General features: G+C 71.7%; 20 protein-coding genes. 11 read left to right on the top strand and 9 right to left on the bottom strand.

What is annotated here, in order from left to right; genetic code table 11:
• Positions 1–126 precede the first annotated feature (126 nt).
• From ACN6LM_RS02070 to ACN6LM_RS02080, 3 genes are all read left to right on the top strand, one after another.
• Positions 127–987, top strand: a complete 861-nt coding sequence (locus ACN6LM_RS02070; RefSeq protein ID WP_445063533.1) for an SDR family oxidoreductase — start codon at positions 127–129, stop codon at positions 985–987.
• A 116-nt stretch (positions 988–1103) separates the two neighbouring features.
• Positions 1104–2108, top strand: coding sequence for an EamA family transporter RarD (gene rarD / locus ACN6LM_RS02075; protein ID WP_445063534.1), 1005 nt, complete (start codon positions 1104–1106; stop codon positions 2106–2108).
• A complete protein-coding gene (locus ACN6LM_RS02080) occupies positions 2096–2554 on the top strand; it encodes a VOC family protein (protein WP_445063535.1) in 459 nt (152 codons plus the stop codon). The genes rarD and ACN6LM_RS02080 overlap by 13 nt, the downstream gene beginning before the upstream one ends.
• A gap of 60 nt (positions 2555–2614) precedes the next feature.
• Here ACN6LM_RS02080 and ACN6LM_RS02085 read toward each other — a convergent pair whose 3' ends face one another.
• The 4 genes from ACN6LM_RS02085 to ACN6LM_RS02100 all read right to left on the bottom strand — a co-directional run bounded on the left by ACN6LM_RS02085 (position 2615) and on the right by ACN6LM_RS02100 (position 6329).
• Entirely contained in the window at positions 2615–3523 is a 909-nt protein-coding gene (locus ACN6LM_RS02085; RefSeq protein ID WP_445063536.1) for a peptidoglycan-binding domain-containing protein, read from the bottom strand.
• A gap of 39 nt (positions 3524–3562) precedes the next feature.
• A complete protein-coding gene (locus tag ACN6LM_RS02090; protein WP_445063537.1) occupies positions 3563–4642 on the bottom strand; it encodes a peptidoglycan recognition protein family protein in 1080 nt (359 codons plus the stop codon).
• Positions 4643–4674: 32 nt separating this feature from the next.
• A complete protein-coding gene (locus tag ACN6LM_RS02095) occupies positions 4675–5073 on the bottom strand; it encodes a peptidoglycan-binding domain-containing protein (RefSeq protein WP_445063538.1) in 399 nt (132 codons plus the stop codon).
• Positions 5074–5477: 404 nt separating this feature from the next.
• Positions 5478–6329 (bottom strand): sigma-70 family RNA polymerase sigma factor, encoded by an 852-nt coding sequence (locus tag ACN6LM_RS02100; RefSeq protein WP_445063539.1) that lies wholly within the window; start codon positions 6327–6329, stop codon positions 5478–5480.
• Between the two features lie 87 nt (positions 6330–6416).
• On the opposite strand from ACN6LM_RS02100, the gene ACN6LM_RS02105 reads away from it, so the two are divergent.
• On the top strand, positions 6417–6875 hold the full coding sequence (locus ACN6LM_RS02105) for a carboxymuconolactone decarboxylase family protein (protein WP_164404718.1): 459 nt from the start codon (positions 6417–6419) through the stop codon (positions 6873–6875).
• A 181-nt stretch (positions 6876–7056) separates the two neighbouring features.
• On the opposite strand, the gene ACN6LM_RS02110 is transcribed toward ACN6LM_RS02105, so the two are convergent.
• A complete protein-coding gene (locus tag ACN6LM_RS02110; protein WP_445063540.1) occupies positions 7057–7296 on the bottom strand; it encodes a hypothetical protein in 240 nt (79 codons plus the stop codon).
• A 103-nt stretch (positions 7297–7399) separates the two neighbouring features.
• Here ACN6LM_RS02110 and ACN6LM_RS02115 point away from each other — a divergent pair, with 103 nt between their 5' ends.
• The 4 genes from ACN6LM_RS02115 to ACN6LM_RS02130 all read left to right on the top strand — a co-directional run bounded on the left by ACN6LM_RS02115 (position 7400) and on the right by ACN6LM_RS02130 (position 9884).
• A complete protein-coding gene (locus ACN6LM_RS02115) occupies positions 7400–8230 on the top strand; it encodes a helix-turn-helix domain-containing protein (protein WP_445063541.1) in 831 nt (276 codons plus the stop codon).
• Complete coding sequence (locus ACN6LM_RS02120) at positions 8227–8436, top strand: DUF397 domain-containing protein (protein WP_445063542.1); 210 nt, start codon at positions 8227–8229, stop codon at positions 8434–8436. Before ACN6LM_RS02115 ends, ACN6LM_RS02120 begins: the two co-directional genes overlap by 4 nt.
• A 287-nt stretch (positions 8437–8723) precedes the next feature.
• Entirely contained in the window at positions 8724–9380 is a 657-nt protein-coding gene (locus ACN6LM_RS02125) for a GNAT family N-acetyltransferase (protein WP_445063543.1), read from the top strand.
• Between the two features lie 48 nt (positions 9381–9428).
• Positions 9429–9884: a hypothetical protein gene (locus ACN6LM_RS02130; protein ID WP_445063544.1), complete on the top strand. Its 456-nt coding sequence runs from the start codon at positions 9429–9431 to the stop codon at positions 9882–9884.
• Positions 9885–9898: 14 nt separating this feature from the next.
• On the opposite strand, the gene ACN6LM_RS02135 is transcribed toward ACN6LM_RS02130, so the two are convergent.
• Positions 9899–10728, bottom strand: a protein-coding gene (locus ACN6LM_RS02135; RefSeq protein ID WP_445063652.1) for an IS5 family transposase whose coding sequence is annotated in 2 segments (ribosomal slippage) — positions 9899–10389 and positions 10389–10728 — 831 coding nt in all. Because the reading frame shifts where the segments join, the coding sequence is not laid out codon by codon here.
• A gap of 336 nt (positions 10729–11064) precedes the next feature.
• Between ACN6LM_RS02135 and ACN6LM_RS02140 the strand changes: the two genes are divergently transcribed.
• The 3 genes from ACN6LM_RS02140 (at position 11065) to ACN6LM_RS02150 (ending at position 13293) form a co-directional block, all read left to right on the top strand.
• Positions 11065–11514, top strand: coding sequence for a hypothetical protein (locus ACN6LM_RS02140; protein ID WP_445063545.1), 450 nt, complete (start codon positions 11065–11067; stop codon positions 11512–11514).
• Positions 11515–11594: 80 nt separating this feature from the next.
• Positions 11595–12401 carry an HAD family hydrolase gene (locus ACN6LM_RS02145; RefSeq protein ID WP_445063546.1) on the top strand — a complete coding sequence of 269 codons (807 nt, stop codon included), beginning with the start codon at positions 11595–11597 and terminating at the stop codon, positions 12399–12401.
• A 43-nt stretch (positions 12402–12444) separates the two neighbouring features.
• On the top strand, positions 12445–13293 hold the full coding sequence (locus ACN6LM_RS02150; protein WP_445063547.1) for a hypothetical protein: 849 nt from the start codon (positions 12445–12447) through the stop codon (positions 13291–13293).
• 55 nt (positions 13294–13348) lie between these two features.
• On the opposite strand, the gene ACN6LM_RS02155 is transcribed toward ACN6LM_RS02150, so the two are convergent.
• The 3 genes from ACN6LM_RS02155 to ACN6LM_RS02165 all read right to left on the bottom strand — a co-directional run bounded on the left by ACN6LM_RS02155 (position 13349) and on the right by ACN6LM_RS02165 (position 16007).
• Positions 13349–13936, bottom strand: a complete 588-nt coding sequence (locus ACN6LM_RS02155) for a TetR/AcrR family transcriptional regulator (RefSeq protein WP_445063548.1) — start codon at positions 13934–13936, stop codon at positions 13349–13351.
• Positions 13937–14128: 192 nt separating this feature from the next.
• Positions 14129–15085, bottom strand: coding sequence for an ABC transporter permease (locus ACN6LM_RS02160; protein WP_445063549.1), 957 nt, complete (start codon positions 15083–15085; stop codon positions 14129–14131).
• Entirely contained in the window at positions 15072–16007 is a 936-nt protein-coding gene (locus ACN6LM_RS02165; protein ID WP_445063550.1) for an ATP-binding cassette domain-containing protein, read from the bottom strand. The genes ACN6LM_RS02160 and ACN6LM_RS02165 overlap by 14 nt, the downstream gene beginning before the upstream one ends.
• Positions 16008–16043 lie beyond the last annotated feature (36 nt).

The following is a 16043-nucleotide window of genomic DNA, read 5'->3' on the forward strand; positions in this document are numbered from 1 at the left end:
GGACCTGCCCCTCGCGGGCGGGTCCGGCGCGCTCTCGCATGTCCGGGACCAAGGACACTTTCTTTTAGTTAGCGCATTCCGTAAGGTGGTGTGAGAACGAAGCGAACGAACGAGGAGAAACCCCCCATGAGCATCGTCGTCACCGGAGCCACCGGAGCACTCGGCCGGCTCGTCGTGGACCACCTGCTGGCCACCGTCCCCGCCGCCCAGGTCGCCGCCGTGGTCCGCGACAAGGAGAAGGCCGCCGGCCTCGCCGCCCGGGGGGTCGAGCTGCGCATCGCCGACTACGGCCGCCCCGAGACCCTCGCGGACGCCTTCCGCCCCGGCGACCGGGTCCTCCTCATCTCCGGCAACCAGGTCGGCAGCCGCGTCGCCCAGCACGGCGCGGTCATCGACGCGGCCAAGGCGGCGGGCGTCGCCCAGCTCGCGTACACCGGGATACTCGGCGGGCCCGACGCCGACTTCACGCTGGCCGACGAGCACCGGGCGACCGAGCAGCTGATCCTGGACTCCGGCCTGCCGTACACCTTCCTGCGCAACGGCTGGTACACGGAGAACCAGACCGAGAACCTGGCCCCGGTCCTCGCGCACGGCGCGGTCGTCGCCAGCGCGGGCGACGGCCGCATCGCCTACGCCTCCCGCGACGACTACGCGGCCGCCGCCTCCGCCGTCCTGACCGGCGAGGGCCACCTGAACCGCGCGTACGAGCTGAGCGGGGACACCGCCCTGTCCTACGCCGAGTACGCGGCGGAGGTCGCGAAGGCCACCGGCAAGGAGATCGCCCACAACGACGTCCCGGCCGCCGTCCACCAGGAGATCCTGACCGGCGCCGGGCTCCCCGAGGGCTTCGCGGCGATCCTGGTCGACGTGGACCAGGCCGTCCGGCGCGGAAAGCTGGCCGGCACCAGCGGCGACCTGGCCCGCCTGATCGGCCGCCCGACGACTCCGGTGTCCGACACCGTCGCCGCCGCGGTCGCCGCGCTCTGACCCGCACCCCGCCCGGTGTCATGACCGTCTGACGATACGGGTATGACACCGGGCCCCGGCGGCGCTACCTTCATGTGGTTGACGGTCGTACGACAGCCACCCACCAGGAGGGGCCCGTGCAGGGGACGAATGACCAGCGGGCCGGACTCCTCTCCGGGTTCGCCGCGTACGGGATGTGGGGCATCGTCCCGCTGTACTGGCCGCTGCTGAAGCCCGCCGGGGCGGTCGAGATCCTGGCCCACCGCATGGTGTGGTCGCTCGGCGTGGTGGCGGTCCTGCTGCTCGTCCTGCGCCGCTGGTCCTGGATCGGCCCGCTGCTGCGGCAGCCGCGCAAGCTGGGGCTGCTCGGCATCGCGGCGACCACGATCACCGTCAACTGGGGCCTCTACATCTGGGCCGTCAACAGCGGCCATGTGGTCGAGGCGTCCCTCGGCTACTTCATCAATCCGCTGGTCACCATCGCCATGGGCGTCCTCCTCCTGGGCGAACGGCTGCGCCCGGCGCAGTGGGCGGCGGTCGCCACCGGCGCCGTGGCCGTGCTCGTGCTGGCCATCGGTTACGGGAAGCCGCCGTGGATCTCGCTGATCCTGGCGTTCTCCTTCGCGACGTACGGCCTGGTCAAGAAGAAGGTCGACATGGGCGGCCTGGAATCGCTCACCGTCGAGACCGCCGTGCTCTTCCTGCCCGCGCTCGGCTATCTGATCTGGCTGGGCGCCCAGGGCACCTCGACCCTGACCTCCGAGGGCGCCGGGCACACCGCGCTCCTCGCCTCGACCGGTGTCGTCACGGCGGTGCCGCTGATCCTGTTCGGGGCCGCCGCGATCCGCATCCCGCTCTCGACCATCGGGCTGCTCCAGTACATGACCCCGATCGCCCAGTTCCTCCTGGGCGTCGCCTACTTCCACGAGGAGATGCCGCCGGAGCGGTGGGCCGGGTTCGGCCTGGTGTGGGCGGCGCTGATCGTCCTCACCTGGGACGCGCTGCGGACCGCGCGCCGCAACCGGGCCCAGGCACAGGCGGCCCGGCTCGCCGCGACGGCGACGGCCGCACCGGCGGGTGCGGAGCGGATCGAGGTCTCACCCGGCAAAAGCCCCGGCTCCGGGACAGAATGCCGGTCATGACCCTTGAGTGGAAAGTCGTCATCGACGCCGCCGACCCGCACGCGCAGGCCGGCTTCTGGGCCCAGGCCCTCGGTTACGAGATCGAGGACAACAGCCCCCTGATCGAACGCCTCCTGGGCATCGGCGCCGTCCCTGCAGCCCTCACCACCACCGCGCACGGCCGCCGCGCCTGGCTCGACCTCGCGGCGGTCCGGCACCCGGACGACCCGTACGACGAGGACAGCGGCGCCGGACACGGCCGCCGGCTGCTCTTCCAGCGTGTCCCCGAACCGAAGACGGTGAAGAACCGCCTCCACCTCGACCTGCACGCGGGCCCGGAGCGCCGCGAGGCCGAGGTGGCGCGGGTGGTCGGACTGGGCGCGAAGGTCGAGCGCGAGGTGGAGGAGCCGGGGGGCCGGTGGACGGTGCTCACGGATCCTGAGGGCAACGAATTCTGCGTGCAGTAGACCGTGCAGTAGACGCGGAAGAGGGGTGCCGGATCCCGGCACCCCTCCCTTCTGGTCCCCCTAGTTGAGGAACGTCACGTCCCAGTGGCTGCCCTCGTCCGCGTAAACGTTGCCGGACGGGGCGGTGTAGAGCGCGGCGCCGTCGCCGCGGGTGCCGGTGTGGGTGAAGTTGCCGGTGATGTGGCTGGTCAGGCAGCTCACCCGCTGGAAGTCCAGCTTGTAGCCGTTGGCGTGGCTGTACGTGCCGGACGCGTGCCCGGTCTCGGTGCCGCCGGTGATGGTGAGCGTGCAGCCGCCCACCGCCTGCTTCAGCGAGACGGCCCCGTCGGCCGTTGCGGCGCGCAGCCCGTCGAACGAGGTGCAGCTGCTGTTGGTGCGGTCCGAGCAGTTGCCGGACGAGACCCAGCCGATGCCGGCCGCGTTGAACTGGGCGGCGGCCTGGGCGTGCGTCAGGGTGCCGCCGGCGCCGCCGGTGGACCCCCCGGAGCCGGACAGCAGCGCCTCCCAGGTGGCCGGGCCGACGATGCCGTCGACCGGGCTCAGGCCCTTGGACTGCTGGAACGAGCGCACCTTCGCCTCGGTGCCTGAGCCGAAGGCTCCGTCGACCGCGAGCCCGGCGCCGTACTTGTTGAGCTGGACCTGAAGGGCCTTGACGGCCGAGCCGTTGCTGCCGTTGCTGACGGTCACGACGAGCTTGGGCCAGGTGGCGGGGCCGACCGCGCCGTCGGCGGACAGGCCGTTGGCGCTCTGGAAGCCGCGGACGCTGCTCACGGTGCCGGGGCCGAAGTCCCCGTCGGCGGTGGTGCTGAAGCCACGCGCGGTCAGCAGGTGCTGCACCGTGGTGACATCGGCGCCCTTGTCCCCGCTGTCGACGACCGGCCAGCCGGCGGCCTGGGCGGCCGGCACCACGAGCAGGGTGGCGAGGAGTGCGGCGAACACCGCGGTGAGGACGGACATTGCGCGTCTCATGAACGTTTCTCCTGTGGGATGAGGTGCGGGATGACGGGACTACGCGACGAGCCGGCTCCACGTACGGGCGTCCACGACCCCGTCGGCGGGCAGTGACCGGGTCGTCTGGAACCGGCCCACGCTCGCCGCGGTCCCGGGGCCGAAGGCGCCGTCGACGTCCGTCGCGATGCCGTGCGCCGCCAGCTGGCGCTGCACGGCCTCCACCGCCACGCCGTTGTCACCCTGCCGGACGGGCGCGGCCAGCTGGTTCCAGGTCTGGAGCCCCGCGACGCCGTCCGTGGTCGCGTTCTCGGCCTTCTGGAAGGCGAGCACCGCGGCCTGGGTGGCGGGTCCGTAGTCACCGTCCGCCGTGAGCGCGGCGCCCCGCCCGTTCAGCAGGAGCTGGAGCGTACGGACGCGTTCGCCGGTGGTCCCGGTGGAGAGCACGGGCCACACGGCCGGGGCCGGGTCGCCGCCGATGCGGGCCGCCACGTCCTGGCGCAGCTGCGGCAGCATCGCGTAGAGGCGGTCGCCGGGGCAGTCGGTGCTGTTGAAGTCTCGGTGCCCGTAGATCTGGTACGCGGGAAGACCGTACTGACGGCAGATGTGCGTGCACAGCTCGACCAGGCGGGCGTACTGCTCGCCGCGAGGGTCGACCGTCATGTACGTGCCCTCGTTCTCGATGCCGATGGCCACGGTGTTCTGCCCGGTGCAGTGCGCCGACTCCACCTGCCGCGTCCCGCCCTGGAGCGCGGCGAGGCTGCCGTGCCGGCCCTCCATCACGATCGCGCCCCGGCTGATGGTGAAGTGCTGCCCGGTGTCGATCCACCCCCGCTCGTCCATCTGGTCGTTCTGCATGATCCGGGCCAGCGAGAACGCCTGGGCCTGCGAGTAGTCCGTGCTGTTGGAGGTGTCGGTGTGGTGGACGATGATCTTCTGGGGCGGGGTGGCCAGGATCTTCACGGGGCTGCTCGGCTGGCGGGCGCCCCAGGCCGCGCAGTCGGAGATCACGGGGCCGGTCGCGGCGCGCGCCCGCCCCGGCGTCGCGAGCGGCAGCAGGGCGGCGGCGCCCAGCGCGAGTGTTCCGGTGAGTACGGCCCTGCGGCGCGGGTAGGGCTGGGGTCGGTCGAGCGCGGTCATGCGGGGTTCGCCTTCTGCTGAGGGGTGGATGTTCAGGAGGTGGGCAGGGCGTAGTAGCAGGTGTTTCCCCAGCCGGGGGCGTACGCCTCGATGAAGTCCAGCATCACGTCGCCGGTGTTCGGACCGACGACGCCGTCCACGTCGAGCGGAATCTCCTGGCCGACCTCACCGAACGCCCAGCGGTGGTCCCGCTGGAACGCCCGCACACGCTCCTCGGTACGCGCTCCCCAGATGCCGTCGACCGTGATGCCCACGTGCACCTCGTCGGCCACGTTGACGGCGATCTGGACGCACTTGACGGCGGTTCCGGTGTCGCCGTACGCGACGTAAGGGGCGGTTGTGACCGCCTGGGCCGGTCCGGCCAGGGCGACGGCTGACAGGGCGGCGACGGTGACGGCGGCTGCGCGGGCGGCCTTGGGCAGCGTGAGCATGTGAGTCTCCAGAGGTGTGCGGTGCCCCGGTCGGGGCCGGCACCGATGAACCTAGGAAGGGCCGCCGCCGTCCCTCCACCGTCCACCGTCCCGAAAGCCCTACGGCCGTCCCGGCGCGCCGGTCCGGGACGGCCGTGGGACGTCGAAGAAGCTGCGCTGACCTGCGGTGACTCGGCCGTACGAGGCTCAGGCACGGGCCCGGCGGATGGGACGCCGGGACGGGGCGGCGGGCTGCCGGAGCGCTCAGGCCGTCCGGTGTTCTGCCGCGCGCAGGCGCATGCCCCGGTCGCCGGCGGTGACCACCAGGCAGCCGAGCCGGCAGTACCCGGGCGCGCTGTGCGTCACCGTCCGGCTCGTCCTTTCAGGACCCGTGTTCAGCCACTCCGTGGCTCCTCCGCAGCCCGTCACGCCCGCCCAGGCAAGTCCATCCGCGCCAGTTCCGCCGGGTCCACCCGCGCCGTGATCTCCGTGATGCGGTCGCCGGTGACCGTGAAGGTGAGGAGGGAGAGGGGGGTGCCCTCCGGGGTCCAGGAGATGATGGCCGGGAGGCCGTTGGCGGTGGCCGGGAGGCCGTGGGCCGCCGCGGCGGCCACGCGGGCCCGGGTGGCCACCTCCGTGGCGCCGAGGGTGACGAACGTGCCCTCCGGGGTGTGCGCGGTCAGCTTCACCTCGGGGTGCAGGACCTCCAGCAACCGCTCGAAGTGGCCGTCCCGGGCCGCCGCCAGGAACGCCTGGACCACCTCGCGCTGCCGCCGGTCCGCGCTCGCCGGCCGCTGCGCCCCCTGGACCTTCCGCCGCGCCCGGCTCGCCAGCATCTTCGTCGCGTCGGCCGACTTGCCCAGGATCGGGCCCACCTCCGCGAACGGCACCGCGAACACGTCGTGCAGCACGAAGGCGAGGCGTTCGTCCGGCCGCAGCGAGTCCAGCACCGTGAGCAGCGCGAGGCCCACGGAGTCGCCGATCGTCGCCAGGTCCTCCGGCGCGGGGGCGTCGTCCAGTGTCACGGTGAACTCCGGCCCGTCGTCGTACGAGACCTCCGGGCGCGTCCGGCCGGACCGCAGCACGTCGAGGCTGATGCGCCCGACCACCGTCGTCAGCCAGCCGCCCAGGTTGTCGATCGTGCCCGGCTCCTGGCGCGACAGCCGCAGCCAGGCCTCCTGCACCACGTCCTCCGCGTCCGCGTGCGACCCGAGCATGCGGTACGCGACCGCCCTCAGCCGGTCGCGGTGGGACTCGAAAGCGTCGGCGAGCGTCATCTTGTTACCTCCGTGGCAGCGGCTCCGTCATAGGGGTGACGCACACCAGCGCCGCAAGGTAACCCCACGAAGGAGCATTCCCCCATCATGGAAAACCGCCTGAAGGACAAGAACGCCGCCAACCCCGACCTGTGGACCGCCGTCCGGCACCTCCACAAGGCCATCGCCGCCGGCGGCGTCGACCCTCAGCTGCTCGCCCTCGTCCATCTGCGCGTCAGCCAGATCAACGGCTGCTCGGCGTGCGTCTACGCCGCCGTGGCCGCCGGGAAGAAGGCCGGCGACACCGACGAGCGACTGCACAACGTCGCGACCTGGCGCGAGGCCCCCTTCTTCACCGACGCCGAGCGCGCGGCCCTCGCCCTCGCCGAGGGCGCCACCCGGCTCCAGGACGGTGCGCCCGGCGTCACCGACGAGATCTGGGACGAGGCCAACGCCCACTTCACCGAGGAGGAGATCGGCGCCCTCAACCTGGAGATCGCCATGACCAACTTCTTCAACCGCATCAACCGCACGATCAAGGAGCCCGCCGGCAAGACCTGGGGCTGAGCGTGGGCCGGCTCACGCGGGGCGGCTCACGCCGGGTCGCCGTCGTGAGCCGCCGCCGCGTGTCGCCTACGCAGCACCCGGCAGTCCGTCTCCCGGCTCCCGTCCCGTTCCGCTCGCGCGACGGCCTCTTCGAGGTCGAACTCCTGGCACGTGCGGCACGGTTCGGGCTCCTCCGGGGCGCTCACGCGACCTCGCCCCGGCTCCGGGCGTTCTCCCGCGCGGTCCGCGCCGCGAGCCGTTCGGCGGGGGTCGCGTCCCGGGTGTGCTCGGGCCGCACCTCCCACTCCGTGCCGCCCTTCGGCGACCGGAGCGTCCAGTAGGGGCCGGCGACCCCTCGGAACTCCCCCACCAGCGGCTGATCCCACCGCCCGACGTCCACGACGATCTCTCCGAGGGCGGGGAGCTGTTCCTCTGCAGGCATAGCCGTACCTCTCCGTAGCCGTTCCACTACCAAGCGGGCTCAGCGTGGCCTAGAGTCGGCATGTCATCAACTTACGGAAACTGGCAGACAAGTTGGACGGCCGATGGTGAACCGGAAGGAACTCGATCCCGAGCAGTCCCCTCGCGCGGCCTTTGGTGCACTGCTTCGCAGGTTACGAGAGGAGCGAGGGTGGACCCAGGACGAACTCGGCGTCCGGGTGGGCTGCTCGGGTGCGCACATCTCGGCCGTAGAAACTGGTCGAAGGGCGCCAACTCAACGGTTTGCGGCAAGTTCTGACAGGGGCCTGGGAACCGGCGATCAGCTCAGGCGGGCATGCCGCTCCGCGCAGCGCCGATCGCTGCTCGAAGGGTTCCCGGAGTACGTCGACCACGAGGCGCGCGCGGTGGAGATCCGGCTCTACGAAGTCGGCGTCATACCTGGGCTGCTGCAGACGCACGAGTACGCGTCCGCCCTCGGTGACAGCACGGTGAAGCGAGGCGTCGCAACGCGCGAGCATGCGGACGAACGAATTTCGCTGATCGCGCAGCGTCAGGCCACCCTTGAGCGAACACCGCCACCACTGATCTTCGTGGTGCTCGACGAGAGCTGCCTGCTCCGGCCGATCGGAAGCAGCGCCCTCATGGAGGCCCAGTTCCAACGCCTGATCGAGTTCTCCGAGCTGCCGAACACCGTTCTCCAGGTCGCACCGTTCAGCATTGGTGTTCGCCGTCCGATGACGCTCCCGGTAACCGTGCTCACGATGCCGGACCGATCGCTCATCTCGTATGCGGAGTCAGCGAATCGAGGCCATCTTGAGCGCGATAACGGCTCCGTCGTGCCCATCCTGGCGGACTACCATCAACTTCAGGCCGAATCGCTGCAACGCGCGGCATCCGTAGCCATGATCAGCAAGTTACGAAAGGGCACTCCGTGACGACCGAATCCCCTCTTTGGTACACGTCCTCGTACAGCGAGAACGGCGGCCAGTGCGTCCAGGTCGCCACCAACCTCGCCGCCTCCACCGGCACCGTCCCCGTCCGCGACTCCAAGAACCCCACCGGCCCCGCCCTCGGGCTCCGCGCCGACGCGTACGCCGCCTTCGTCGCAGGCGTCAAGGGCAGCGGGTTCCACACCGTCTGACCCCCAACGGCGGCGCCTGCGTCCAGGTCGCCACCACCACGGCACCGTCCCCGTCCGCGACTCAGAAGTCCCGGACGGGCCCGTCCTCCCCCCTCCGAGCCGAGGCTCTCACCGCCCTCGTCGCGGGACTCAAGCGCGACGGATTCTTCGGCCCGGCCCGAGGTCCGCCCTGAACTCCGACCCGCGGGCCGCCCAGCTGGGGCGACTCCTCCCCTGGCGAGTCACGCACCAATTGCGTAAGGTTCAGTCAGCACTATCACCTATTACAGCTCAGGGGGCGGGCGGCCATGCCGGACAACGGGACCAGCGAACTCGTGCGGATGTGGATCGACGGCTGGGTCGTGTCCCGCGGCAGCTCGGACCCGGTCGAAGAACCGTGGGGGTGGACGATCGACGTCGGGCAGCCCCGTCACGTCGCCCGGCACGTGCTGCCGGAGCCCTGCGAGGCCGACGTACGCAAGATCGTCGCCGGAACGAGCGCACCCGGGACATGGCTGAAGCTGTTCGCCGAGGACCAGGCGGTTCTGCCCTGGGTCGGGCCGGAGTGGCGGCGCGACCTTCCCGGGTTCCTGATGACCCGCCACCTGGCGCCGGAACCCCAGGAGGCACCGGACGGCTACACGCTCACCAGCTGGACCCGGGGCGGTGTCAGCCGCGTGCTGGTCCGCACACAGGCCGGGCACTTCGCCGCCCGTGGACAGATCGCGCAGGCGGGCACCCACGCCGTGGTCGATCAGGTCGAGACCGCCGCCGAGCACCGGCGCAAGGGCCTCGGCGGCCTGGTGATGCGCACACTGCAGAGCACCGCGTACGAAGCCGGCGCGAAGACCGGCCTCCTGGTCGGCACGCCCGAGGGCCGGGCGCTCTACTCCTCGCTGGGCTGGACCACGCGCTCCCCGATGGTGAGCCTCTGGTACGAACCGTCGGATGCCACCACCCAGTGAGCTAGAGCATGTCTCCTTGGTGTTGTCCGCCGTGCGAAGCTGTGCCCCATGGAGCCTTCGATAGTCCGTGGACTTGCTCTGCCCGCCTTGCTGACGTCGCTCATCGATCGCGACCTCTGGCGTCATCCGGGCGATGCGGTGCTGGCGAAGGCCATTCCGTGGTTCAAGGACCCACTTGGCTTCGTGTCGAACCCCGAGCAGATGGTGTACGCGTCCCAATCGATGGACATGTTCGCCGATGATCCGCACTCCGCCTTCTTTCGCCAGGCACGCGGAAGCAGGAGCGTCGCCCCGCTCGAACTTCCTTGGCTTGACGTCGACCAGGCAGTGCTGATCGCCACCACTCGCAACCCCGGTGATGACGGCGCCTTGGCTCTCGACTACCGGACTGACCCCTCAGATCCCCGCATCGTCGGCAGTGACTTCTGGACGGACCCCCTTCTGTGCCAGTGGCGGGTCGTAGCGTCCACTTTCTCGGGCTTCGTCTCAAGCCTGGGCTGGTAGCTTCCACGGTCATGTCACTGCCGCGCCCAGATCAGAATGGACGCGACGTGGAGTGCGGCCTGGTAGGCGATGGCGAGTTTGTCCGTCCGCAGGGCCAGGCCGCGCCACTGCTTGAGTCGGGCGATGCACCGCTCAACGGCATTGCGCTCTTTGTATTTCGCGACGTCGAAGCTGGGTGGGCGGCCTCCGGCACGGCCTCGCCGCAGGCGGTGACCGATCTGGTCCGCGGGCTGCGGGATGACAGCCCGGATGCCTCGGCGACGAAGGTGTCCACGGATCGCGCGGGACGAATAGGCGCGATCCGCCAGGAGGGTTGTCGGGCGGGTTCTTGGCCTCCCGGGTCCGCTGCGCGAGATCCGAATCCTGGCCATGACCGCCTCGAAGGCCGGCGCGTCACCAGCCTGACCGGCGGTGACGTGGATACCCAGAGGGCGGGCCCGGCTGTCACTGGCCAAGTGGACCTTCGTGCTCAGCCCGCCACGGGAGCGACCGAGCGCGTGATCCTCCGGCTCCGACCGGCCGAGCGCCCCCTTTTCCTGGCTCCGGCCGAATGCTGGTGAGCCCGGCAGACAGTGGAGTCCACGGAAACTGTCCAGTCCACATCGTCACCCTCATCCGCCGCAGCAAGTAATGCCGCGAAGATGCGTTCCCACGTGCCGTCCACGGCCCACCTGATCAAGCGCTTGTGAGCCGTCTGAAAAGACCCGAGCTCGCTGGGGAGGTCCCGCCAGGGCGAGCAGGTGCGGTACTTCCACGCAATGGCCTCAAGGGTCCTGCGGTGGTCAGCCCACCGGCGCCCACGGGCCGGATCGGCCGGCATCAACGGTTCGATCCGGTCCCACATCGCATCGGTGATCACCAATCGGACAGACACATCCGATCAACTGACCAGCCCATCAAAGAGACACGCTCTAGCCGAGCCCGGCCCCGCCGATCCGGCGGAGCATGTCCAGGAACCGGACCCGCTCGTCGGGGCTCAGCGGGGCCAGCAGTTCCGCGTGGCGCGGTCGCCCGCCGCCGTGCAGTCCTCCGGGCGGCGGCGCCCCGCCGCCCACGCGGCGATCGGGGACCGGCTCAACCGGGGCAAGGTCGTCCTCACCGCCCCCTGAAAGTTCCTCCCGCGACGGCAGGTCGGGGAATTCCGTTGCGGTGGAACAGGCGGATGCGGTGATACTCCCGCATGAGCAGAGACGCCGAGGTCATCGTGCTCGCCCGCTGGGCGGACGACGTCATGGAACCACTGACCCGGGACGATCCGGAACGAACATGGCGGGGCCGCTTCGTCCCGATAACGGGGCAGTGGGGCTACGGGTTCGGATGGGCCCTGGAGTTCGAGAAGATGCATGCCCGAAAGGGTCTGCTCAGGCACCTTGAGTCGCTGCCGTGGCCGTATCCGCTCACGGTGCAGGTCCTGCTCCGCGATCAGGACGACGACTGCTTCGGGCTGTGGATGTTCCAGGAGGGCCGACTGGTGGAGGTCGCCCTTGCCCGCACCGAGCGCTTCCACCAGCCGGCACCGCCCACCGAGGACTTCGAACCCGACCCGGGCATGCTGCTGCGCACGGACGAGGACATGCCCCTGCCCGAGCAGACCCCGGAAGCACTCCGCGACACCCGCCCGCCCTGGTAGGGCGGCCCCGCCTTACCTCACGCCCCCGCCCCGCCACAACTCCGGCCGGGCTCCGGATGACCAGCACCTACGCTTGCCGCATGCCCACCCCACCCGCATATGCCCTCGTCGCCACCGACCTGGACGGCACCCTGCTGCGCGGCGACGACACCGTCAGCCACCGCACCCGCGCCTCGCTCGCCCTGGCCCGCGCGGCAGGCGCCCGCCACCTGGTCGTCACCGGGCGCCCCGTGCCCGGCGTGCGGGAGCTGCTGGACGGGCTCGGGTACGAGGGTCTGGCAGTCTGCGGGCAGGGCACGCAGGTCTACGACGCCGGGGCCCGGCGCACCGTGCGGGCCGTCACGCTGGACCGGGAGGCGGCCGGCACCGCGCTCGGGAAGATCGAGGCCCAGGTGGGCCAGGTCTTCGCCGCCGTCGACCAGGACGGGGCCGAGGGGCGCACGCTCATCGAGCCCGGCTACCGGCTGCCGCACGCCACGCTGCCCGCGCAGCGGACCCGGCACCGGGACGAGCTGTGGGCCGAGCCCGTGATCAAGGTGCTCATCCGGCACCCCGAGCTGAGCGACGAGGAGCTGACCGCCGAGGCCCGCGCGGTCGTCGGGGACCTCGCCACGGTGACGCACTCCGGCCCGGGGACCGTCGAGCTCCAGCCGTACGGCATCGACAAGGGCGCCGGGATCGCGCTCGCCGCCGAGGAGCTGGGCGTTGACCCGGGCACGGCGATCGCCTTCGGGGACATGCCCAACGACCTGCCGATGTTCCGCAGCTGCGGCTACGGCGTCGCCATGGGCAACGCCCACCCGGAGCTGCGCGCGGCGGCCGACGAGGTGACCCTGTCCAACGAGGACGACGGCATAGCGGTCGTCCTCGAACGGCTCTTCGGCTGAGGTGCCGGTCGGCCCCATGCCGCTGGGGCAACCCTCCGGCCCCGTGCGCGGTCATACCGGCATGGTCTCCCCTCTGATCCTGCGCGGCCGTGGCGTCACGGCCCATTTCGAAGACCGGTCGGTCCTGCTGGAGCAGGACGGCGTCCACCGGCGCATTCCGGTGCGTGCGATCCGGGAGGTGCGAGCGGCGGGCGCCGGCGGCGACACGGCCGAGATCGAGCTGACCAGCGCCGGCGGCGCTCCCGCCGTCTTCGTGGTGTCCCGGTCCTCACCGGCCGCCGTGGCGGCCTTCGTCTCGGCGGTGACCTCCGCGCTGCCGGAGGGGCGCGCCCCTCGCGACGGCATGGAGCTGGTGACCGAGGAGGCGTCCGAGGCCCCGGCCTGGCGCCTGTTCCTGGCCCGGCGCACCGGGGCGGTCGTGGCGGCCGTGTGCGTGGTGGTCGTCTGGGCCGCTCTCGTGGTGCACGCCGCGGCGACGGGAGCGCCCGGCCGGTGGCTGATGCCGGTCTTCGGGGTGCCCCTCCTGCTGGGCGTGGGCCGCTTTGCGCAGCTGGGCGCCGGCATCGCGCGCGACCACCGGTCCACCCGGCGTCACGGCATCACGGCCGCGGCGGACTTCGCGGGCCGCAACAGCGCGAACAAGGAGACCTGGCGGTTCATCGACACGGAGGGCCGGGAGCGCTTCTACGTCGGGAGCGGAAGGACTGTGAGCCGCGACCCGCGCAGGATCGAGGTGCGTTACGACCCGAGCCGCCCCGACGAGCTGTACGCCCCTCAGCCCGCGATCCTGTACGTGGTCGTCGGGGCCGTCGTGGGCCCCATGCTGGCGGGCGTGCTCGCCCTGGGCCTGGGGCTCGCCTTCTGGCCGCTCGGCGAAGCGCTCGCAGGCTAGGGCGTGTCCGACGATTCCCGTCGTCGCCCGGAGGGCGGGAAGTGTCGGACAGGTCCTAGACCGTCGCCCCCAGCGCCCGCAGCACGTGGTCCACCAGCTTCCCCACGTCCTCCGCGTCCTGCATCGGCTTGCGGAGCACGTGGCGGTAGTACAGCGGGCCGTACAGCATCTCCACCGCGAGGTCGAGGTCCGCGTCCGGCGGGATCTGGCCCCGGTCCTGGGCACTGCGCAGGCGGCCGACCGCCTCCTGGAAGCGGGGGTCGATGAGCTGCGTGCGAACCGTTTCGGCCAGTTGGTCGTCGTGGTGGAGCTCCGAGAGGATGCCCGCGTAGGCCGGGCCGAAGGGGGGTACGGCGAGGACGTTCACCGCGCCCGTGAGGTGGGTGCGCAGGTCCTTCGCGATGTCGCCCGTGTCCACGAACGGGGTCGCCGACACCAGCATCTCCGTAAAGGCTTCCAGCAGCACCGCGCTCTTCGACGGCCACCAGCGGTAGATCGTCTTCTTGCTCACGCCCGCCCGCGCCGCGATCGCCTCGACCGTGACCCGCCCGTAGCCCCTCTCCGTACAGAGGTCGAGGGCGGCTTGCAGGGTCGCCCTGCGTGAGCTCTCGCTCCTGCGCAGTGAACTCGGCGATGTGTTCATTCGGTGAGCATAGGTCTGTTTGAGCCAAACGTTATTGACAGTGAGTCGCTACAAGTCGAACAATGCTCTCGCGGAAACGGAACGTACCGTGTCGGCTCGTTCCCACTGTTTCCGCGCCGTTCGTGCCGTTCGTGCCGCGACGAGCCGATCGGGGGACGGCTCGCCGGCCGACGGTACGGGCGCGACTCCCGGTCAGGCGGTGATGTCCTTCGTCGTGAACCGGGCCCAGGCCGCAGAGCCGAACACCGCCACGTACAGCGCCTGGAGCTCCAGGTTCTCGACCACCTCGTCCCAGTAGACGGGCTCGCGCAGCAGGTCCGCGAAGGACAGCCAGTAGTGCGGGAAGAGGTAGGGGTGGACCCCGCTCAGCTGGGGGATGGTGTCCACGATCTGGACGGTGATCAGCACCCCGACCGTCGCCGCCATCGCCGCGATGCCGCTGTTCGTGAGGGTCGAGACGAACAGCCCGAGCGCCGCGAAGCCGGTCAGGGACGCCGCCACGAACACCGCGACGACCCCCGCCCGTACCAGGCCCTCGCCGAAGCCGATCGTCGTCCCCGAGATCGTCGTGACGTCGCCCACCGGGAACAGCAGCGCGCCCACGGCCAGGGCGGACGCGGCCACGACGAGCGTCGCGACCAGGCAGAAGCCGAGCGTGGCGGCGTACTTGGCGAGCAGCAGCCGGGCCCGGCCGGCCGGGGCGACCAGCAGGTAGCGCAGGGTGCCCGCACTCGCCTCGCCCGCCACCGCGTCGCCCGCGATCACGCCGACGGCCATGGGCAGGAAGACCGGGAGCGTCGCGGCGAGGGCGGCGAAGACCAGGAAGAGCCCGTTGTTGGTCACCTGGGACAGGAACGCGGGACCGGCACCGCCGCCGCCGGGCCCGGCCGAGGAGCCGTCGGCCGTCTCGACGCGCACGGCGATCCCGATCAGGACGGGGACGGCGGCCAGCACACCGAGCAGGGCGAGGGTGCGCCAGCGGCGCAGGGTGGTGAACAGTTCGGAGCGGAGGATGCCGAAGGTCCGGAGAGGGCTGCGGGCGGCGTCCGCGCGGACGGGCCCCTCGGCTCCCGGACGGACGGCCCCTTCGCGAGCGGCCTCCGCGGCCGGCTCCCCGGCGGCCCCGGCCGCCCCCTCAGCCTGCGACATCGAATCCCTCTCCCGTCAGGGCCACGAACGCGTCCTCCAACGACGCCCGTTCCACGCCGAACGCGCGCACCCGGACGCCCGCCCGCACCAGCGCCGCGTTGAGATCGGCCGGGTCCGCCGTGCCCGGCGGGGCGTCGGCGCGGACCCGGTCGCCGTCCACCGTGATGCCCGTGACGCCCTGCTCCTTGAGGACGCGCGCCGCGTCCGCCGGGTCCGGGGTGGTGACCGCCAGGCGGCCGCCCGTGGCCAGGCCCGCGACCGGGCCCTGGGTGAGGAGGCGGCCCCGGGCCATCACCGCGGCGTGCGTGCAGACCTGCTCGATCTCGTCCAGGAGATGGGAGGACAGGAAGACCGTGGTGCCGTCCGCCGCCAGCTCCCGGACCAGGGCGCGGATCTCGCGCATGCCCTGCGGGTCCAGGCCGTTGGTCGGCTCGTCCAGGACGAGGAGGCGGCGCGGCCTGAGCAGGGCGGCGGCGAGGCCGAGGCGCTGTTTCATGCCCAGTGAGTACGCCCGCGCCTTCTTCCCGGCCGCCGGGGCGAGCCCGACCCGGTCCAGCGCCTCGCCGACCCGGGCGGTGCGGGTGCGCGGGTCGGCGGTGGGGTCGGCCCGGTCGAACCGCAGGAGGTTGTCCCGGCCGCTCAGGAACCCGTACAGCGCGGGCCCCTCGATCAGCGCGCCGACCTCGGGGAGCACGGTGCGCGACGCGTCCGGCATGGGGCGGCCGAGGACGCTCGCGGTGCCGGAGGTCGGGGCGATGAGGCCCATGAGCATGCGGATGGTGGTGGTCTTGCCGGAGCCGTTGGGCCCGAGGAAGCCGAAGACGCTGCCGCCGGGGACGGTGAGGTCCAGGCCGTCCACGGCGAGCTGACCGCCCCGGTAGCGCTTGGTCAGCCCGCGCGTCTCGATGACGGGCACTGCCATGGTGTGCTCCCCACTGGGTCGTACGCTCGCGCCCGC

The organism is Streptomyces sp. SAS_281, from assembly GCF_052542855.1.